Annotated in this window: 18 protein-coding genes and 3 pseudogenes; 13 read left to right on the forward strand and 8 right to left on the reverse strand. The window is 32.7% G+C overall.

Annotated elements, in window-relative coordinates:
- Window positions 1–254: 254 nt before the first annotated feature.
- From licT to ABH960_RS16410, 3 genes are all read left to right on the forward strand, one after another.
- Entirely contained in the window at window positions 255–1,106 is an 852-nt protein-coding gene (licT, locus tag ABH960_RS16400) for a BglG family transcription antiterminator LicT (protein WP_404446678.1), read from the forward strand.
- A gap of 275 nt (window positions 1,107–1,381) precedes the next feature.
- Entirely contained in the window at window positions 1,382–3,250 is a 1,869-nt protein-coding gene (locus tag ABH960_RS16405; RefSeq protein ID WP_404446681.1) for a beta-glucoside-specific PTS transporter subunit IIABC, read from the forward strand.
- 12 nt (window positions 3,251–3,262) lie between these two features.
- A complete protein-coding gene (locus ABH960_RS16410) occupies window positions 3,263–4,681 on the forward strand; it encodes a 6-phospho-beta-glucosidase (RefSeq protein WP_404446684.1) in 1,419 nt (472 codons plus the stop codon).
- A gap of 756 nt (window positions 4,682–5,437) precedes the next feature.
- Here ABH960_RS16410 and ABH960_RS16415 read toward each other — a convergent pair.
- From ABH960_RS16415 to ABH960_RS16425, 3 genes are read right to left on the reverse strand one after another with little or no spacing between them, the layout of a single operon-like run.
- A complete protein-coding gene (locus ABH960_RS16415) occupies window positions 5,438–5,770 on the reverse strand; it encodes a hypothetical protein (protein WP_404446686.1) in 333 nt (110 codons plus the stop codon).
- A 45-nt stretch (window positions 5,771–5,815) separates the two neighbouring features.
- The gene (locus ABH960_RS16420; RefSeq protein WP_404446689.1) at window positions 5,816–6,202 is read right to left on the reverse strand and encodes a hypothetical protein; all 387 of its coding nucleotides are present in this window, start codon (window positions 6,200–6,202) and stop codon (window positions 5,816–5,818) included.
- Between the two features lie 17 nt (window positions 6,203–6,219).
- On the reverse strand, window positions 6,220–6,414 hold the full coding sequence (locus tag ABH960_RS16425; protein WP_404446692.1) for a helix-turn-helix transcriptional regulator: 195 nt from the start codon (window positions 6,412–6,414) through the stop codon (window positions 6,220–6,222).
- 920 nt (window positions 6,415–7,334) lie between these two features.
- On the opposite strand from ABH960_RS16425, the gene ABH960_RS16430 reads away from it, so the two are divergent.
- The gene (locus tag ABH960_RS16430) at window positions 7,335–7,547 is read left to right on the forward strand and encodes a hypothetical protein (protein ID WP_078178634.1); all 213 of its coding nucleotides are present in this window, start codon (window positions 7,335–7,337) and stop codon (window positions 7,545–7,547) included.
- Between the two features lie 222 nt (window positions 7,548–7,769).
- On the opposite strand, the gene ABH960_RS16435 is transcribed toward ABH960_RS16430, so the two are convergent.
- From ABH960_RS16435 to ABH960_RS16445, 3 genes and pseudogenes are all read right to left on the reverse strand, one after another.
- Window positions 7,770–8,144 (reverse strand): hypothetical protein, encoded by a 375-nt coding sequence (locus tag ABH960_RS16435; protein WP_404446695.1) that lies wholly within the window; start codon window positions 8,142–8,144, stop codon window positions 7,770–7,772.
- A 46-nt stretch (window positions 8,145–8,190) separates the two neighbouring features.
- The gene (locus ABH960_RS16440; RefSeq protein WP_404446698.1) at window positions 8,191–8,532 is read right to left on the reverse strand and encodes a YolD-like family protein; all 342 of its coding nucleotides are present in this window, start codon (window positions 8,530–8,532) and stop codon (window positions 8,191–8,193) included.
- Window positions 8,529–9,795 (reverse strand): annotated as a pseudogene (locus ABH960_RS16445) (Y-family DNA polymerase). Before ABH960_RS16445 ends, ABH960_RS16440 begins: the two are co-directional and overlap by 4 nt.
- 405 nt (window positions 9,796–10,200) lie before the next feature.
- Here ABH960_RS16445 and ABH960_RS16450 point away from each other — a divergent pair.
- From ABH960_RS16450 to ABH960_RS16470, 5 genes and pseudogenes are all read left to right on the forward strand, one after another.
- A pseudogene (locus ABH960_RS16450) lies at window positions 10,201–10,503 on the forward strand (MerR family transcriptional regulator); the annotation flags it as partial.
- An 821-nt stretch (window positions 10,504–11,324) separates the two neighbouring features.
- Window positions 11,325–13,307, forward strand: a complete 1,983-nt coding sequence (locus tag ABH960_RS16455) for a methyl-accepting chemotaxis protein (RefSeq protein ID WP_404446701.1) — start codon at window positions 11,325–11,327, stop codon at window positions 13,305–13,307.
- Between the two features lie 851 nt (window positions 13,308–14,158).
- Complete coding sequence (tnpA, locus tag ABH960_RS16460; protein WP_044438563.1) at window positions 14,159–14,557, forward strand: IS200/IS605 family transposase; 399 nt, start codon at window positions 14,159–14,161, stop codon at window positions 14,555–14,557.
- A gap of 11 nt (window positions 14,558–14,568) precedes the next feature.
- The gene (locus tag ABH960_RS16465; RefSeq protein ID WP_404446705.1) at window positions 14,569–15,681 is read left to right on the forward strand and encodes an RNA-guided endonuclease TnpB family protein; all 1,113 of its coding nucleotides are present in this window, start codon (window positions 14,569–14,571) and stop codon (window positions 15,679–15,681) included.
- Window positions 15,682–16,310: 629 nt separating this feature from the next.
- Entirely contained in the window at window positions 16,311–16,442 is a 132-nt protein-coding gene (locus ABH960_RS16470) for a hypothetical protein (RefSeq protein WP_265323983.1), read from the forward strand.
- Here the strand turns inward: ABH960_RS16470 and ABH960_RS16475 are convergent.
- On the reverse strand, window positions 16,420–16,887 hold the full coding sequence (locus ABH960_RS16475) for a transposase (protein ID WP_404446709.1): 468 nt from the start codon (window positions 16,885–16,887) through the stop codon (window positions 16,420–16,422). The genes ABH960_RS16470 and ABH960_RS16475 overlap by 23 nt on opposite strands.
- Before the next feature lie 99 nt (window positions 16,888–16,986).
- Window positions 16,987–17,127, reverse strand: coding sequence for a hypothetical protein (locus tag ABH960_RS16480; protein ID WP_002203961.1), 141 nt, complete (start codon window positions 17,125–17,127; stop codon window positions 16,987–16,989).
- 482 nt (window positions 17,128–17,609) lie between these two features.
- Between ABH960_RS16480 and ABH960_RS16485 the strand changes: the two genes are divergently transcribed.
- The 4 genes and pseudogenes from ABH960_RS16485 (at window position 17,610) to ABH960_RS16500 (ending at window position 21,465) form a co-directional block, all read left to right on the forward strand.
- A complete protein-coding gene (locus ABH960_RS16485; RefSeq protein ID WP_367631230.1) occupies window positions 17,610–18,809 on the forward strand; it encodes an FAD/NAD(P)-binding oxidoreductase in 1,200 nt (399 codons plus the stop codon).
- A gap of 67 nt (window positions 18,810–18,876) precedes the next feature.
- Complete coding sequence (locus ABH960_RS16490; protein WP_404446713.1) at window positions 18,877–20,298, forward strand: MBL fold metallo-hydrolase; 1,422 nt, start codon at window positions 18,877–18,879, stop codon at window positions 20,296–20,298.
- A gap of 324 nt (window positions 20,299–20,622) precedes the next feature.
- Window positions 20,623–20,901, forward strand: coding sequence for an AbrB/MazE/SpoVT family DNA-binding domain-containing protein (locus tag ABH960_RS16495; protein WP_404446716.1), 279 nt, complete (start codon window positions 20,623–20,625; stop codon window positions 20,899–20,901).
- Window positions 20,902–21,149: 248 nt separating this feature from the next.
- Window positions 21,150–21,465: pseudogene (locus tag ABH960_RS16500) on the forward strand (transposase).
- The last annotated feature ends 13 nt before the right edge of the window (window positions 21,466–21,478 follow it).

The following is a 21,478-nucleotide window of genomic DNA, read 5'->3' on the forward strand; positions in this document are numbered from 1 at the left end:
TGTACTGTCAAACCAGTTAAAAAACAGGAAATAATATGTAATTATAAAAACTTATTGAAAACGCTAACATAGTTGGCTATAATCAGGGTATAAAACTTCAAATGGATTGTGACTGTTCGGCAGGCAAAACCTAAATTATGGTGAAACCAGATTTTGAAATACTGGATTCTAATTAATTTAGGTTTTTTTATACTCTAAAGTATGTAGCTGCTGCTGAGCAATCAATATCTAAAAACCTAATAAGGTGATGATATATGCTCATAAAAAAAGTTTTTAATAATAATGTTGCTTTGGTAAACCGAGCTGGAACAGAAATGATTGTCATGGGTAAAGGAATTGCTTTTCAAAAAAAAGTAGGTGAATATATTGATGAATCCATAGTGGATAAAGTATTTGTGCTAGAGAAGGAAAGTCAAGTATCGAATAAATTATTACAATTAATTAATGAGATTCCTACGGAACACTTCGAGCTTACTACCCAAATTGTGGAATATATAAAGAAACAAATTTCTAACTCAATTAGTGATAATATTTATCTTACCTTAACTGATCATATTAACTTCGCAATTAATCGATTTCAACAAGGTCAAATTATTAGGAATCCTTTATTTTGGGAAATAAAAAAGTTTTATCCAGAAGAGTATAATGTTAGTTTAACAGCTCTTACAATAATTAAAGAACATACTGGATTTGAACTACCAGAAGAAGAAGCTGGTTCCATTGCCTTACATGTAATTAATGCACAACAAGATAATATAGTAATGGAAGAAACCATTATGGTAACAAAAATAGTAGGAGAAATTTTAAAAATTGTAAACTACCATTTTGGAATCAAATTAGATGAAAAATCTCTGAACTATAATCGTTTTGTGACACATTTAAGGTATTTTGCTTATCGTCTCTCTCGTAATGAACAAATAGTAGAAGAAGATAGATTATTATATCAACAAGTTAATGAAAGTTATCCGGAAGCTTACGGTTGTGCAAAGAAGATAATGGCACTTTTAAAATCTAACTACAATCAAAAACTTACAAAAAATGAGATTACTTATTTTGTTATTCATATAAATCGTGTTACTCAAAGAAAATTAAATCAAAATGATTAATTTACAGGATTGTGACTGTTTGGCAGGCAAAACCTGAGTTGAAGCTTATGTATATACATAGTTTCAACTCAGGTTTTTTATATTTCTGATGCTACATTTTATAGCATTGATCCTTATCTAATCAAAAATTAAGAAATTCTCTTAGAAGAAACCTTTTGTTTCTCCAATTTCCTTTTTTTGTGTCCAAGGGATTCAGATTTTGAGTACAAATCTCTAAGGAAATTCTGGATATCTTGATATATATAATAATTTTTAATAATAAAGGAGTGTGTAGAATGAAATATGAAAAATTATCAAAAAAGATTATACAAGGAATTGGAGGAAAGGAGAATGTCAAAAGCGTTGTCCATTGCGCTACGCGTCTTCGCTTCCAACTAAATAATAAAAAGCTTTTAGACAAAGAAAAGTTAGAACATTTAGAAGGGATACTTAGTGTTGTTGAGAGTACAGGACAAATTCAAATTGTAATTGGTTCAAATGTTGCAGATGTGTACAATGATTTAGTTCAAGTAGGAAACTTTAATAGTGGATCTGTTCAATCAAATAATCAACCAAAAGAAAAGGTAAAGCTCACAGCAATGATTTTCGAATTAATCTCTGGTACGTTTACACCGCTCTTAGCACCACTTGCTGGAGCTGGGATGTTAAAGGCGATATTAGCAGTATTAGTTATGTTTGGTGTTCTTTCTGAAAGAAGTGGTACGTATGGAATCCTAGCAGCAGCAGGAAATGCTATTTTATACTTTTTACCTGTTATGATTGGTATTACTCTTGCTATTAAACTTGGTGCTAATGGATATATGGGTGGAATTATTGGAGCTTCATTATTAGAACCGAATTTTACTAGTCTAATGAGCAATGGAGATACAACTTCATTCTTGGGAATTCCTGTCCTATTAATGGATTATTCTTCAAGTATCGTTCCATCCTTTATTGCTGTACTTATTTATGCACAATTGGAGAAGTTCCTAAAAAAAGTTATCCATAAAGATTTACAATTATTTCTTTCTCCAATGATTTCATTGATTATTATAGTTCCATTAACAGTACTAGTGTTTGGGCCATTCGGAATTTATGTAGGGAAAATGATTACCTCTAGTATTAACTTTTTAAGCGAACACAGTGGATTACTGACTGGTGCAGTGATTGGAGGTACAATGATTATTTTAGTTGTCTTTGGACTTCATTGGGCACTCATTCCAATGAGTATCGAAAACTTAACGAATGGTGGAGATCCAATAGATCCAATGTGGGCAGCAAGTACATTTGCACAAATGGGAATCGCTTTAGGAATTTTTCTGAAAACGAAAGACAAAAAACTAAAATCTCTAGCAGGATCTACTACAATTACAGGTTTACTTTCTGGTGTAACAGAACCAATTATTTATGGCTTAATTTTAACTCATAAACGTACCCTAGCTTACGTCATTATTGTTGGTGCTATCGGAGGCGCATTTATTGGGTCATTTAAAGCCGAAGCGAAAGCGTTTATGCTGCATAGTATTTTTACACTAGGTGGTTCTACCACTCCATGGTTACCTTACTTTTTCATGATCTTACTTACAGTTGGTGGAGCTACACTGCTTACTTATTTCTTTGGATATGAAGATAAACCTTCAAAACAGAAGGGAAAGATGGAAGGGGAACCTAAGCAGCTGAGGAATCCTAATAACACGAAAAAAGTATTAAACAAACAAATAATTAACAGCCCATTATCTGGACAAGTCATCCCATTATCACAAGTAAACGATCAAGTATTTTCATCCGAAGCAATGGGTAAAGGTATAGCTATTGATCCTAATAAGGGTGAGGTGATTTCCCCAGTAAACGGGACTGTGACTACTATGTTTCCAACTGGACATGCAGTGGGAATTACCTCAGATGATGGAATCGAGATTTTAATTCATGTAGGAATTGATACAGTTCAATTAGATGGAAAGTATTACACTAAGCTTGTAGAAACAGGAGATTCAGTGTCGATGGGGCAATCTTTAATTCAATTTGAAATCGATAAAATTAAAGAAGCTGGATATGAAACAACGACACCTATTATTGTGACAAATAGCAATCAATTTCTAGATATTATTCAAACGACGAATCAATCCGTCTCAACTAATGCGAATTTATTAACAATAGTTAAATAGGGGGTATTAAATATGAAACCATTCACTAAACCGTTTCCTGAAAATTTTTTATGGGGTGGAGCAACAGCAGCGAATCAAATTGAAGGGGCTCATAAAGAAGGTGGAAAGGGTCTTTCTACAGCAGATGTACTACCAAATGGTGTCTTTAGCCCACCAAATTTCTTACTAAATGGAGATTGCCCTTATCATACTGCAATTGACTATTATCATAACTATAAACAAGATATTGCTCTCTTTGCAGAAATGGGATTTAAATGCTTCCGTATGAGTATAGCATGGACTCGAATTTTTCCAAATGGTGATGAGTCTCAACCAAGTATAGAAGGATTAGCTTTCTATGATCAAGTATTTGCCGAATTGAAAAAATACCACATTGAGCCTATCGTAACAATATCTCATTATGAAATGCCTCTCAATTTAGTGAGAAAATATGGAGGATGGCGAAATCGTAAACTTATTGATTTTTATTTAAATTTTGCCACTACTTTATTTGAACGCTATAAACACGTGAAATATTGGTTGACGTTTAATGAAATTAATTTTGTAATTCATGCTCCTTTTACTGGTGGGGGACTCGAGTTTAAAGAAGGGGATCATAAGCAAAATATACAGTATCAATCGGCTCATCATCAATTTATCGCAAGCGCTTTAGCTGTAAAATCAGGTCATGAAACGATAAAGAATAGTAAGATAGGTTGCATGCTTGCCTATGCGCCAACTTATCCACATACTTGTAATCCTGAAGATGTATGGAAAGCTATGATGTTAGATCGTGAAACAGTATTCTTTACTGATGTTCAAGTTCGAGGATATTATCCGTCATATACTGAAAAATATTTCGCTGAAAATCAAATACAAATCACGATGGAACCTGGTGATGAGGAAATTCTCTCATCCCATAAAGTAGATTACCTAGGTTTTAGCTACTATAATAGCGGTACGGCATCTGCATCTCCTGATAAATATGAAACTTCTGCCGGTAACTTACAGGTTGGTGGTGTTAAAAACCCATACCTAAAGGTCTCAAATTGGGGATGGGAAATTGATCCAAAAGGTTTACGCATAGCCTTGAATTTGTTATATGATCGATACCAAATACCTCTATTCATTGTTGAAAATGGTTTTGGAGCAATAGATGTACTAAATACAGAAGGTACAGTACATGATGATTATCGAATTAATTATTTGAAATTTCATATTACAGAAATGAAAGAGGCCATCACTGATGGAGTCGATTTATTAGGTTATACTACATGGGGACCAATTGATTTAGTAAGTGCATCAACAGCAGAAATGAAAAAGCGTTATGGATTCATCTATGTAGATAAGGATAATGATGGAAATGGAACCCTAAAACGTTATAGAAAAAAAAGTTTTGCATGGTATAAAAATGTTATTGCCTCTAATGGTGATAATTTGGATTCATTTTGAAATTAAATTTTAACACATTATCCGAAAAAATTCTCTTTCCTCAAGCGTGTACAGGGGGATAGCCCAACGATAGGTGGGAGAAATCTTTCGGTTTGGTGCAGCCAAAAGATTTCTGATAAACTAGAAACGGTTCTGTTGTAAAGTTTCTTAACACATAAAACGGTGAGGAAATTACTGAAGCCGCTAATAATTTTTGTAATACGTTATACGACGAAAAGACGAGGTCTGATTGAAGACTTCGTCTTTGTTTATTTCGTTGGAATCTATAATTAAAGAGTATAAAGAGAAGAAATAAAGTAAAGTATGAACCACCTAACTAACACATATTACTTCATAATGCACTTAGTAATTATATAATTTTTATATAGCTATATGGTTTATTATCTTGCAGTAGGGGGGGATTTTGAAAAAGAAAGAAGAAGCATATTATCTGCATGCGTGCTAAGGGACAAAATTACGAAATTCATTAAAATAGAACCATGGCGTTCATTGAAAGAAGAAATGAATGTTTTAGGTTTCACGGACAGTGATATTTTTTAAGTTCAAATGGTATTATATGATCCGAATAAAGGCAATAAGCAAAAATAAAAGCAAGATAATAGGGATCACGCCATATCACCATCAAGCTAAGAAAAGCAAATACCCCAAAACGAAAAAATGGACTAAAATCTCATGGACATCTATGAAAAGACCAAATTTTCTTTTTGGGGCGCTTCAAAATGTTAGCTAGATGGGTCTGTTGCGTAACCCCTACTATCAAATTTGCGTACGCTTTATATAACTACCAAAAATCCCTATCGTATATCCTAATAAACCGACAAATAAGATATCTCCACCATTTGAAAAAAAAGAATTGGATAAAAGGATGGATGTTTTTTCATTAACAAATAATTGCTTTATAAATGGTGTGATTGCCAATAGACGTACTAAAGCATAAAAAAGGATAACTTGCCAACTTGTAATGGAAGCGTCCTTAAATATTATTTTTTGGCGTTCATCTCCCTTTGATAATCCTCCACCTTCCCCTGCTAAGTTGCGTGTAAACAAGCTGAATATTCCAACCAAAATAATTATTAAAACAATTCCCATTCTAATCTTTCCTTTACAAATAAATTTATTGTTTATGCATGCAAATTAAGAATTTCGCCTTCCAACAAACATATGGCTAATTTGGTAAACGATAGGATATAAAAAGACTAAAAAGATTAACGGTTTGTTATGCATATGGTTAAAGTTCCATGTCCCTTCTGATATAAATAAAATACCTACAGTTAATACATACATTATAAAACAACAAATTGATAAGCTTTTCTGTCTAATATGTAAAAACATTTCATCGATAAAATGATTGTTCTCTTTTTTACCTTTTAAAATTCTCTTCATAAATAATGATTGCAAAATGATTGTAGCTACAAATAACGTGGTGATAGAGAGCTGTTGCTTCTGATACCACTCAAGCGCAAGTAAACCCATAATCAAAATGTAAAAACTAGTAAATAAGATATTAATTCCATTCTTCATTTGTTTTTTCTCCTCATCTAGCTTTTATAAATAAACAATTTATCAACTGTTACACAAAGATTTTTCGCTAAACTAAAAGCCAGTTCCAATGTAGGATCATATTTATTATTTTCTATCGCATTAATCGTTTGTCTTGAAACATGACATAATTTAGCTAAATCATCTTGGGAAAGTTTTTTCTCCTTACGTAAAATTCGAATTACATTCTCCATTTATATAAACATCACCCCTAATTTTGTCAAAAACTTTTCACATCATTAGTTTACCTACTTAAGTAATGAATGTCAAAAACTTTTTACATTTATAAAATACAAAGGATGCTCCTACTACATTTTAGATAGAAAAAACGCCATCCTTTCCTATGATTCTAAAGAAAGAATAGCATTTTTTTCATTCTAGAGGGCATTTCTTTTTATTAGGGGTACGGAAACGATTCTGGGTATGAGGGGCCACTCTGGGATTTAATCACAAATTAAAAAAGAACTTTAATCAAGTTCTTTTAATCTACGATACAGGGCGGCCTGACTCACACCTGTAATTTGGCATATATTTATATCTGTTTATGAAAACTATGTAAGCCTTGAATTGACGCATGAGAACTTAAAATCGCTTATTTACGATATTGTATTGGTTAATGTAAATAAAATAAAAACTTGGGGAAATACTTTGAAAGTTTACGACGAAAGCGAAAAACAACTATTACAAATTTCCTTTAAACCAAATTTTTCATTACAAACTAGGTTTTAAAATAATAAAAAGGGTCAATCATTAATCCTTTTTATTTTATGTTTAAAACCTAGAACGCCTTACATATTCTGAGAATGATATAAAAAGTAGAGCATAACTAAACTCCTTTGATTTTTTTCTGAATGTTAAATTATAGTTCTCATTTACAGTATCACTTTGAATAAATTTCCAGAGTGGCCCCTCATACCCAGAATCGTTTCCGCACCCCTAATATGGAAGTTTTCTACATAAAAAGATACTTCTTTTTATATTGGGTTTCTTTATCTTAACTAGAAATTATTTATCAATATCTATCCAGGAAGAAATTTGGAGGTATTTGTAAAAAGAAAAAGAATGTTTATAATTGCTAGATAAAAAAAGTTTAAAAATGTAGGAGGATGTTAAAATGGAAAAAACAATGATGGTAGGTACAACAAATATGATGATGTCTATGGAAAAAATGATGTGTGAAATGAAGTGTATGAAGATGATGATGAACAACATGATGCAAATGAATGTAAACATGGATAAAGCTATGATTAATACAATGCATGAATGTGATGAAATGATGACTTCTACTATGTCTATGATGAAAGCTATGAAAGAGAAATGCTGTTAAAACATATTGGTATTTCATTAAGTATGACACATGGTCTTTTATATGATTTTTAGCTGTCATATATGAATGTACATTTGCATTTTATTTCTTAGAAGACGGTTCAATATTGACCGTCTTTTTCGCTTGTAGACCTCACCTGAGAGGTAAGGCAACATCGCCCTCAAGATAAGGGGAACAAAATATAGAATTAAGGTGTTTAATTTCAAATGAAATTGCTTCTTTTTATCTGAATTCCACATGAAATTTAGTGTCAATGATTCCAAAAGCAACTTTACAAGGGAATGGATTTTCCCCTGTTGAAGCAGCACGCATACAAGAAAGTACCCAATATTCAAGATCTAAAGGTAAGCGGTATACTTGAATACTACTATCATTGTTTTTTACTGTTACGATTGGGGCATTCACCCTATTTGTAGCAAAACCGTCTGTTGTTATCATTGCTACTGCATCGTTAGAATGAAAACCAACACTGAAAACTTCGTAAATCTGTCCATCCTTTTCATTAATAATCATAGGTATATTTAGTAAGGGATAGTTCTTTATATCATTATGAATAACTACTCCTGCTGCGTTCTTTCTTATCTGATTCCCTTGCATTTTTACACTCCTTTAAATGATCTTAGCTTGATAACGTCAATTTATTCTATTTAATATCTATTATATTAGAGAATTGCAGTTTCATCTTGTTATAAAAAGCATTAGTGCATATGACAGCGCTATTTGACGGGTCAATATCAACAATGGTCATATAATTAGAGAGAAAATAACCGTCCTCATAATATGTAATCATTATTTCTTCTTTAGATACCAAGAAGCATAATAACATGTTTTCAATTCGTTCTTTTTCTTCACTAGTTAAGATCGGACGGGTTACTTTGTGTTGTTCCTTAATGATTTCACGTATTCCGTCAAACTGTGGTGTTAATGCGGCGAATGGAGCCCACTTTACCATTCCACGCCCTTTGGGCATATTAGCGTTATTCATGCCTTATTTCCTCCTATTAGTGAGTTTCTGTGTCTAGTTGTAGCGCTATGCGTGTAGGAAATCCCACGTAAAATACTGTTCTTCCCAAACTTTGTGCGTATTTCATCCATTACTTTTGTTAGCTTCACTTCTTGTTCTCGTTGCGTGACATTATCGAAAAGAGAAATTTGTTCCTCTCCTTCTCAAATTAAATTCGTTAGAGAAATGTTTATGCTGCGGATGGGTTCTCCAGTATATTGTTCATGTAAAAAGTATGTACAAATCTTATAAATATCCATTGTTAAGTTAGTAGGACGGCTTAAAGTATGTGTTTTTCTAATCCCACCGTTATAACTCTTGCTATAGCCAACAGAGAATTGAACGGTTTGAGCAAGTTTGTTTTGCCTTCTAAGGCGATAACAGACTTCTTCAATGTGTTCCAGTAGAACAATCGGAAATTCTTCTATCGTATAGTCACGCATTAGAATTTGGCTTTTCCCGATTGAAGTTGTAGCAGGGACGTATTTCTCCGAAATACGGCTGAAGTCGATGCCATTACTATGTAAGTGCAATTCCTCTCCGATTTTGCCGAAACTCTGTTTTAAATATTTTAGAGGATAATTAGCTAAATCCTCGATGGAATGTATTCCCTTGCGATTCAACTTTTCTTCTGTTTTGTACGAAATGCCCCAAAACTTATTAAGTGGTCGTATGCTCCATAATTTCGTAGGGACATCCTTATACTTCCAAAATGCAATCCCGTCTTTGTTCTTCTTTGCTTCTATGTCCTAAAGCAACCTTACTCATTAAAGGGTTAGGAGCAATTCCGATGGTACATTCAATACGTGTATGTTGATATATTTCACGTTTAAATTTCATAGCAAATTCATATGGATCGTTAGCGAATAAATGAATGCTATCAGTAACGTCCAACAGGAATTCATCTATGCTATATTGGTGGAAATCCTCATAAGGAACGTATTGTAAAGCTAACTTTGTTATGTAATTAGAGCATTTTATGTAAGTACTCATAATCGGATTCACAACAAGAATATCTTTTCTTCGAGGAATTTCGTAGAGCCTTGCCATCTTCTTTACGCCCAGAGCTTTTAAGGGTGGTGTTGCAGCAAGAACGATTGAACCATTTCTATTTACATCGCCGACTACAGCCAACTTTGTATGCATAGGGTCTAAACCCATTTTAATGCAACTAACTGAAGCGTAAAAGCTACGTAAATCAACACATAAGATGATTCTATTCGGTAGGATTGAATAGTCATACACTGTGATTCCTCCTCAAATATAATAAGAACATATGTTCGTTTTCATTATACACGAACCTACGTTCTTTTATGAAGAGGTTTTACAAATAAAATTTAAATATAAATGTTTAATTAAGAAATATGTTTGAAGAAGAGTTCAAATCCCCAAAAACGAACCTTTAAGTTTAATTCGTTCTTTCTTTTATGTGCCTTTTTCTTTTTCATAGTATTTCCTCCTTTTTTCTGCATGTTGGTCATTATACTCATCCCGACCTTGTTTTTTAAGTGAAAATCCAAAAAAATGTTTATTTTCAAATTCTCTTATTCCGACAAAACATAGCAAAGACCGTGCGAGCTTCGTCGATGGATTCTAAAAGGGATTATTCCTTTAATATGGAATTTCCCTTATAGGAGGTGGTGTAGCGCTATGTCAGAAGCAGAGATAATATATACCAGCAATGAGGTCTATAGTCGTTTAGGGGTAAGTGGCAGCACCCTTAGAAAGTATTCGGATGTTCTTGAACGTGAAGGATATGATGTTAGAAAGAATAGCGGAGGGAGAAGGGAATATACAGAGTTTGATGTTGTACTTATTGAACAGTTAGTAGAGTTGAGTAAGCAAGATGGCATGACTTTAGAAAAGGCTGCGAAAATGATTGCAAAGCAGTTTGGAATCCATAATAAGAAAGAGGAATCCCAGGGGGCAGATCCCATGCCCATCAACTTAAGAAAAATAAACGCCCCAAAAACGAAAAAAATGAACTGACTTCTCAAAGTAGCTACCTGTAGAGTAAGAAAATTTTCGTTTAGGGGGTACTTCAAAACCTTAGCTTGATAGCGATGTGTTCCATTCTCCAAAATACATATTGGTTCCTGCGGTTATATATTCTAATGCTAGTATTTTTCTATATAGATGGTAGCAAATTAAAATTCATACTAAATAATTGTAATATATGAAGATACGTATAATGGAAAATTTATATATTTTTTGATTTTAATATTTAAAACTTATGTATACATGTTACAATATAGTCCTCGAATTTATTGTATTCTTCTATTTAGAATTTATGGTTCAGTAATCCAACAAAACAACAAGCGGCTGTAGTAAATAGATGTATGAATGAAGTGAAGCAGTTAGAGTGGTTTAAAAAGCCATTAAGTAGAATTATCCAGGGGATATATTCACTTAGTTAAGTTTTAGAGAATTTCTTATGGTAAGGATTTCATACAATTTAATTAGGCCTAAATTAAACCTTTTATCCAATCAAAACTAAAAACCATTTTAATAGAGTGAAGTATATATTTAATACAGTTTATTTGGAATAATTCTTATTTTTATATTTGCTTAAAATAGAAAAATAACATACTTGAAAGGGGGGATAAATAAAACTCCGCTTGTGAAAGCTAAATTGCTATCTCTGAAGATATATGTAAAAGGATATAGTAGTAATTTCATTTCAAATGATACCATAAATAATTGTAGAAAAAGATAAAGGAGTAAACATTTAAATAAATAATATGAGTTGTAAGAATGAAAAGGAGAAGAAAATCGTGTTTAATATAAAAAAAAGATTGGAACAAATAAAGCTAAAAACGAAGTTGTCTATGGCATTTATTGCAATATTAATTATACCTAGTCTTATTGTAGGAATAACATCTTATGATGAGGCGAAAACAGATCTTAATGAAACAATTCTACAAACAGCAAAAGATAATGTAAGTATTTTAGATAAGATTGTTGATGATGAATTAGAAAACAAATATATAGATGTAACTTATTTTGCAAAATTACTCACACAAGGCAATTATAATCCTGATCAATTACAAAATGTGCAGAGTAAATTTGAACAATATATACAGTTACATCCAGAGATAGAAACAATTTATTCCGCATCCAGTAACAATCAATTTATTCATGCGCCTGTTGGAGAAATACCAGAAGGATTTAATCCGTTAGAAAGTAGTTGGTATAAGGATGCAGAAAAAGCGAATGGAGAAATTATTGTTTCATCTCCGTATAAATCAAAAGCTACAGGAAATATGGTAATAGCGATTGCCAAACAAAATGCAGATAAAAGTGGTGTCATTGGTATGGACTTAAATATTGATGATATCGTAAAAACATCTAAAATGATAAAGATAGGAAAGCAAGGTTTTGTAGCTATAGTGGGTCAAGATAAAACTATAGTTGTTCATCCAACATTAAAACCTGGTGAAAAATTAGATAAATCTTTAGCAGATGAACTTTATAAGAAAGAAGATGGAGAGGTTACGTATAGCCTCAATGGTGAGGACCGAAACATAAGCTTTAAGACAAATAAAAAAACAGGTTGGAAAATAGCTGGTGTAATGCCTACGAAAGAAATTGAAGAAGCTACCAATCCTATTTTTTATAAAACATTTGCTATAATAGGAGCTTCTTTATTATTAGGTGGAATTATAATTTTCTTCATTCTTAGATCTATTATTAATCCACTAAGACAATTAGTTATTTCAGCTCAAAGAATTAGTCGAGGAGATTTAACGGAGAAAATTGATATTCGTTCAAAGGATGAACTTGGTCAATTGGGTGATAGTTTCAATGCAATGGCAGAGTCTTTACGCAATATTATTTCACAAATTAACACATCTGCAGGACATGTAGCAGCTTCTTCTGAGGAACTAACTGCTAGTGTAGAGCAAGCAAGTGTTGCAACAGAACAAATTACAAAAGAAATGGAAGAAATCTCACATAGTGCAGAAGTTCAAAATAATGAAGTTGAGTCTGGAGCTAAATTAATAGGTGAGGTAACACGAAATATTCAATGTGTAGCTGATAATGCTTCTGAAGTATCGACCTCATCTTTATACACAAAACAAAAAGCAAATGAGGGGGAACAATTAGTAGAACAAACTGTAACACAAATGCAGTCTATACATAATTCTGTTTCCCAATCCGATACTGTAATTAAATTATTAGATAAGAAATCGCAGCAAATAGGCACTATATTAGAAGCGATTCAAAATATTGCTGAACAAACAAATCTACTAGCACTAAATGCGGCGATTGAGGCGGCTAGGGCAGGAGAACAGGGACGTGGATTTGCAATTGTTGCGGATGAAGTTGGGAAATTAGCGGAACAATCAGGACAATCTTCAATGGAAATTGGAAAATTAATTAAGGAAATACAATTAGATGTACATGAGACTGTTAAAGCTATGAATGAAGTAGGAATAGAAGTACAGTCGGGAATTAAGGTAGCGAATGATACAAAACAAAGTTTTTATGAGATTTCAAATTCAGCGAATGATATCGTTTCCAAAATACATGGTATGGTGGACCTATCAAATAAGATGACATCTGATGCAATGCAAGTCGATACATCTATTAATCAAATAGCAGTATCTGTAAAAGAGAATAGCACAAGTATGCAAACTATAGCTGGTTCATCCGAAGAACAACATGCATCCATGGAAGAGATAAATTCTTCAGCAATTCAATTAGCACAAATGGCCGAAGAATTACAGGAGTTAATAGGTGGATTTAAAATATAAAATTTTGGTATACCCTTAAATTATTAAAATTATTAAAACACATAAGGTTTTATAAGAGCGTATGTTGAATTATTTTGCAATATACGCTCTTATTTTTTGTTTTTTTACAAAAAACCCTAAAATTAGAACGGATAATTACATTCATAAGTGAGGGAATTATAGCAGAAGAATACAAAACAATACCGAGGAATATTAGAAAGGAATTTCATGTAGAATGTAACTGCTCGATAATGAAATGTTTTGATAGACGTTATTTTGAGTAATAGTTGTAGAACAATTTTCGAGCAAAAAGAGGCGAATTCAATGGATTGGCTGTTGGCTGTAATTTCGCTTTCTTTAAGTGATTAAGTAAAAATGACATAATATATTGGGATGGAAAATTGATATTATTTATATATTTATTTGTAAGCCCAGTTGAAAGGAAAATACTGTGTAAGTATTTTTGTGAACATTTGGTGAGCAGTATCATCAATGTGATAAATCATATATTAAGAATATAATAATGTTAAAAGCAAGTGATCGTTATCACCACTTGCTTATGAGGTCTCTAAATAATGAAAATCAAAAAACATACTAAATAGAGTGAACAGGCACCTCATAGATAATATGTACTTCAATTATTAATTCTAAACATTGAGCAATTCTCACGCGTATTGAGTAAAAAATGTGGTTATGATATTTTTGAATAATTTTACGAATTCCTCGAAAGAATGCTCCTTCCTCAAGCGCGTGAAGGGCGTAGCCCAGCGGTAGGTGGGAGATGAATTTCGGTTTGGCGTAGCCAAAAGGCTTTGCTTTTTATTTTGCCTCTGATATAATCAGTCTTATAAATTACAAAGGTTGGTATATCAATGAAATTAGACAGCAATAATCATTCAGTGTTCTTGTTGTATTATCATCTTGTGTTGGTTGTGAAATACAGAAGAAATGTATTTGATGATGATATGTCAGACTATGCAAAAGACATGTTTGTCAGGTTATCTGAGAATTACAACATAACACTGGTAGAGTGGAATCATGATGTTGACCATGTACATATCTTGTTCAAGGCACATCCTAATACAGAGATGACAAAATTCATTAATGCTTATAAAAGTGCAAGCTCTCGACTCATTAAAAGAGATTTTCCACAAGTAAAAAAGAAACTTTGGAAAGAGATGTTTTGGTCAAGAAGTTTTTGCTTACTAACTACTGGTGGTTCACCAATAGACGTGGTAATGAAGTATATTGAAAATCAAGGTGAAAAGTGAGGTGAAATGATATGACAAAGCATAATAAAGCATATAAATTTCGTTTGTATCCAATAGAAGAACAAGCATACCTTATGCGTAAAACCTTCGGTTGTGTACGTTTCGTGTATAACAGAATGTTAGCAGAACGTAAAGAAGCGTACGAAAAATACAAAGATGACAAGGAACAACTAAAGAAACAAAAGCTTCCAACTCCTGCGAAATACAAAGCAGAATTTGAGTGGTTAAAAGAAGTTGATTCATTAGCTTTGGCAAATGCTCAACTAAACTTGCAAACTGCCTATAAGAATTTCTTTAGTGGTCAAAATGACTTTCCAACATACAAAAGTAAAAAAGACAGAAAGTCTTATACAACGAATGTAGTAAACGGGAATATTATGTTATTTCATGGTTATATCAAATTACCGAAACTGAAAATGGTGAAACTGAAGCAACATAGAGAAATCCCGCCAAAACATATCATTAAATCGTGTACGATTTCGATGACACCTGCTGGTAAATACTATGTGTCCATCTTGACTGAATATGAAAAAGAGATTGTACAAAAAGAAGTACAAAGTGTAGTTGGATTAGACTTCGCAATGGCTGAATTGTATGTGAGTAGCGAAGATGAGAAAGCCAATTATCCTCGCTTTTATCCTCAGATGTTAGACCGATTAGCGAAGGCGCAACGAGTATTAGCCAGACGTGTGAAAGGTTCAGAGCGCTGGAATAAACAACGCATTCGTGTAGCTAAGTTACATGAGAAAGTAGCTAACCAACGTAAGAATTTCCTTCATCATGAGTCTAAAGAGTTGGCTACTAATTTTGATGTTGTAGCTATTGAAGACCTAAACATGAAAGGAATGTCGCAAGCACTTCATTTTGGAAAAAGTGTCGCTGACAATAGTTGGGGAATGTTCACTTCTTTTTTAGTTTATAAACTATACGAACAAGGAAAACAACTTATGAAAATAGACAAATGGTTTCCTTCCACAAAAGCATGTAGTAGTTGTGGAAATGTAAAAAATATGACATTGTCTGAACGAGTATATTCTTGCATATGCGGTGTAAATTTCGATAGAGATTATAACGCAGCTATCAATATCAAAAATGAAGCAATACGCCTATTAGCGTTAGCATAAATAGCAATAAAATAACCTTTGGAACAAGGGAGTTAGCTCGGCTGTCTTAGGACGAATTCGTTAGCTATCAAAAGTAACGACTAACCGAGAAGCCCCCACTTCAAACAGTCCGTTAGGACGTTAAGTGGCGGGTAGTTCACTTATTGCCGAATTATTTATAAGACAAAGTCTTAATAAAGAGCAACAACAGAAAAATACTGATTTACATTTTTGATGCAAATCTGATGTGATATTGAGACCAGGACTCTTAGGTAATTCAATGATTTTCTATAAAAATACACCTAATACTAATCCAAGACTAATAATTATATGAACTGTACCCCGAATCATGGACACTTAAAAAAAGCCCCATGATTCGTTTTTTTTGTATTTTTATCAAAAAACCGGAACCAACGATAGAAATGAGGTACGGAGAATGAGTAAGATTATTTTTAACGAAATTCAAATGAAACAGCTAGAAAAAAATAAAAATGTATTAAAAGTGTCTGAATGTTAGATTAGCTATTGTTCAGATTTCAAAGTAAGAGCGGTAAAAGAAAATCAACAAGGAAAAGGCCCTATCCAAATCTTTTTAGAGAATGGGTTTAACTTAGCTGTGATTGGTGAGGAAGGCTTTTATACAGAACGCCGTGGGAAAGGAAGCACGTATTGCGTTTTTAGAAGCGGAATTGACATTCCTAAAAAAGTTAGACGAACTCGAAAGGCAGGCGTTACAGGTAAACGTAAAAAGACCGCCTATTACGGGCGGTCGCTTTTCTTAGGACATAAACAAAGGATGCAAAGTGCAACAAAAAATATAGGTAACAAAATTATAAGCGATAGCCTTGCGATAGACTCTTCATAAAACAGGTATTGAATCATCGGCATGTCCCAATATGAAACTTTTAAAACTGCAACTGTATTTTCTCTCGATGTTTCATTTAGTGTTGTACCTATAACTTTTCCGTATACAGTAAATTCTCCGATATAAGCTGGATCATCAACATGACGGAACGGTGTGTCACCTTCAAGCTCAATGTCCGTAGATTTTATATTAGGATATGTATCTTTAATTTTTTCTTTTAATATAGCTAAATCACTTTTACTTATTTTTTGAGGTGCTCCCGTAGTGGCTTGTGCGTATACGTGTAATTTTATGTCATCTTTTTGGATAGCTGACCTACCTACTATTCTATTTGGAGAAAATATAAGTAATATCACATGCAAAATAAAAAAATTACAAAGACTTTAGAGGATTTTTCTAACTTTTTCAATTATCATATCACCAATATATACTAATTATATTATAAGGTATATTAGGTTTTTTTAGTTAGACGTACCAAACTGTTTTTGTTGACTGAGACGAAATTGTTCTTCATACCAACTCACTTTTGCCGTGAGTTCCTCTATTTGAGCTTGAAGTGATTCAATTGTGGGTTGATTTGGATGTGAAAGTGTTGTTTTCATAGATAAATCCATTCGATAAAATTATCCAAATTCCTTTTACATATATGATTTTTATAGAATGGTTCTCGCATGTACGGCTTGATGCCCTTGTTTTTGGTGACTAATTTTCTGTTTATACGGTATTCATAGATAATTAAGTAGTTCAAATTTAGTAAAGAAAAAGAATAAAACATATATGGATGCGGATTGAGTAACCCTATCGCTCTTTTCGAACAAGAAACCCCCATCGTCTTTAGAAATACAATGTAAGAGAGGTTGGATACAGTGCGACATTGAAACACATAAGGTTTTAGTGTTTTAAACGAAATATAGAAGTAATGTAAGGATTTCATGCATATAATAATGTTAATGGCTAAAATTAACAAAAAATTCATTTTAATCAGATAAAAAAGACAAGATTTTAACTTACAATTATGTTAATGCGATTAAAAAAGGCTAATAACTATTTTTCATAACAGTTAAGTTTAGATAGGAAGAGGATAATGAAGACTAAAGATAGTTATAAAATCATTGTAATTGGTGCCGGGACTGCGGGACTGTCCTTTACTGCACATTTATTACGTAATGTATCCCTATTTAAAGAAAGTATAGCGATTATTGATCCATCTAAAAAACATTATTTTCAACCTCTGTGGAGTTTAGTGGGTGGTGGAATTGTTTCAAAGGAGTCTACGATGCGTGATCAAGAATCACTTGTTCCTAATGGTGCGATCTGGATTCCTAAACGTGTTGTTAAGTTGTTCCCATCTGAAAATAAGATTCTTTTAGATGATGAAACTATGCTTGAGTATGAAATTCTTATTGTAGCAGCCGGTATACAAATAAATTGGGGTGGTATTAAAGGGTTGAAAGAATCTATTGGGACTAATGGTGTTTGTAGTAACTATTCCTATAAATATGTTGATTCTACTTGGAGAGAAATTGAAAGATTTAAAGGAGGAAATGCTGTTTTTACCCACCCAAACACCCCTATTAAATGCGGTGGTGCCCCACAAAAAATTATGTACCTGGCCGAGGAGCATTTTTGTAATAGTGAAGTAAGAAAGAATAGCGAAGTTATGTTTTATTCTGCAAACCCTAACATATTTCAGGTTCCACGTTATGCAGATACACTAGATAAGGTGTTAAAAAGAAAGCAAATTATAACGAAATATAATAAAAATTTAGTAGAAATTATTGCCGAAAAGAGAGAAGCTATTTTTGAGGATACGCAAACACTAAAAAAAGAAAGTGTGTCATATAGCATGTTACATGTTGTTCCACCAATGGGACCGCCTAGTTTTATAAAAGATAGTGAAATAAGCGATCATCAAGGTTGGGTTGATATAGACCCTTATACTTTGCAGCATGTACGTTATAAAAATATTTTTGGACTAGGGGATTGTACAAATTTACCCACATCTAAAACTGGAGCGGCAATTCGAAAACAAGTACCTGTCTTAAAACAAAATATTATGGACGTACTGAATGGAAGAGATATGCAGGCTAAATATGATGGGTATACATCTTGTCCAATTGTTACAGGGTATAAAAGTCTTATACTAGCTGAATTTAACTATGAACATGAGCCTCAAGAAACGTTTCCGTTTAATCAAGCGGAAGAACGGTATAGCATGTTTTTGCTAAAAAGATATATGTTGCCATATATGTATTGGAATTTTATGTTGAAAGGAATTTTATAGGGGAAAGATAAAAAGTTGTTTTAAAATCTGAAAAGTAATAGGAAATAAGAAATAGGAGGGAATAGCCATGCTCTTAAAATATTTTTATGATGAAAAATTAGCACATGCTTCCTATTTAGTTGGTTGTCAGAAGGAAGGAGTAGCAATTGTAATTGATCCAAGCCGTTGTATAGAACAATATATAGAATATGCTAGGAAAGAGGGAATGGAAATAATTGCTGCGGCTGAGACACATATTCATGCTGATTTTCTTTCTGGGGCTAGAGAACTTTCTCATCTTTATAAAGCAAATTTATATGTATCTGATGAAGGTGATTGTGATTGGAAATATCAGTATCTTAATGAGATTCAATACCATCTTGTCAGAGAGGGAACTGAATTTAAAATTGGTCATATAAAATTTAAAGTAATTCATACTCCAGGCCACACACCTGAAAGCATTTCTTTTTTAGTAACTGACACGAGCCAGAATAATTATACAAATGAACAACCTATTGGAATATTCACGGGTGATTTTGTATTTGTAGGCGATGTAGGAAGACCAGACTTATTAGAAACAGCTGTTGGTATTAAAGACACTGCTAAAAAAGGAGCAAAGCAACTATTTGATTCTATACAAGAAATAAAAAAGCTCCCTGATTATTTACAAATCTGGCCATCGCATGGTGCAGGAAGTGCATGTGGAAAAGCATTAGGGGCAATTCCAACTTCTACATTAGGTTATGAAAAGATGCTCAATTGGGCATTTCAGTGTAATGAAGAAAATAATTTTATATCTACTCTATTGACGGGACAGCCAGATCCTCCGAAGTATTTTTCATTAATGAAGTATTTAAATAAATTGGGTCCACCAATTCGTAAGAAGAGAGATATTATTAGCATTAATACATTTGAAGAGTTCCAAGAAATCACTAAAAAAGTTCAGCAAATTGTTGATATAAGGGATATAGAGTGTTTTGCTGCGGGTCACATTGAAAAATCCATTAATATTCCGTATAACAATTCTTTTTCAACTTGGTGTGGGTGGTTATTAGACTATAAAAAAGAAACATTAATCATTTTAGATATGGAAAAAGTTAATGTGGAGGAAGTTATTAGAGACTTTGAGTCTATTGGCTTAGATAATATTATTGCTTTTGCGCCTTCAAAAGTAATTCAAAGATTCCATAGTTTAGAGAGTTATAAGGAAAAAACATCAGATGAATTATATCCGTTAATAAAGGATGGAAGTGTTAAGGTTATCGATGTGCGTAGTAAAAAAGAATGGGATGAAGGACACCTTCATGATGCAATACATATTGCTTTAGGTAATTTATTTGAGCAGCTAGATCAAGTTCCTACAGGTTGTCCTATAGTTTTACAATGCCGGACGGGTTTACGTTCTGCTATAGCTGCTAGTATTTTGCAAAGAGCTGGTTTAAAGGGTGTAGTCAATTTAAAAGGAGGATTCCTTGCATGGGGAAAATCTGGATTACCATACTATAAGTAATTTAAAAGAGTATAAAATGTCTTTTTCTTTTTTCAACATTCATCTTTTATTGACTGTCGGGATATTGCAGATGCTGCAGTGGAAGTTTTGATTAACAGGGAGAAATCAGGGGTAATAAAAAGGATAGTCATTATTTAAGCTTTCTCTACGAGCTGACGAATTGCTTCATTTCAATTACTTATCTTGTTATCGTGCCAAAAATCCTCTATTTATTTTACTTGTTCTTTTGTAAATGCAAATAAATTTTCATGTATGGGAAAAGCTTGTTACAATAGTAAAGAATAACTTGGGTACAATTGATAATGAAATGGGGAAAGCTATTAGATGAAAGCAACCGGAGTAACTAGAAAAATAGATGAATTAGGGCGTGTGGTAATTCCAAAGGAACTTAGAAATACGCTAGGTATGAAAGAAAAATCACCATTAGAGATCTTTGTAGAAGGTGAAGACATTGTTTTACAGAGGTATCAGCCTGCTGGTGTTTGTGCGTTAACAGAAGAAGTGTCAAATCGTAACATATCATTAGCAAATGGTAAGATAGCATTAAGTCCAGAAGGTGCAGAATTATTAATAAAAGAAATAGAACAATACCTTGTAAAATAAGAAGCTCCTTTCAAGGGGCTTTTTTAGGTTTAACATTATAATTTCACGTACCGTAATAATTAATAAAAGATAAAACACCACACAAATAGTCTACATTTACTTTTATGTTGAATTAATCCGCTAAATGGATCATGTATTGTTTATTTTGCATAGATTTCTTGCGAAATATGTCCCTAAAGCAGTATTTCAATTTAAATGTGATACGATAGTTATATATTCGTTTTGCTAGTAAAAGGAGATGAGTTTCGATGAAAAACCACAAAAAAGTAAATGGAAAAATCCTTCAAACAAATAAAAAATGGTCACATCTCAAGCGAAAACAAAAAGAACATATTTCTAATTGGTTACGTAGAGAATATACACAGTTTTTAAAAACACATCATAGAAAACCTAGAAAGTATGAACATGATGAGATTCTTCATGAAGTGATGATTCAAATGCAGGAACGTGAAATTTGGATTCTTTATGGTGAAGTAAAAAGATATTATCTAAGCAAAATGGTTTAGAAAAATAGAAAGTGAATGGGAATCACATATATCCAACAGTGAAAAGCAGCAGGTATGAGAAGAAAAGTAAA

Source organism: Bacillus sp. RC252 (assembly GCF_044909215.1).
Classification (GTDB): domain Bacteria; phylum Bacillota; class Bacilli; order Bacillales; family Bacillaceae_G; genus Bacillus_A; species Bacillus_A mycoides.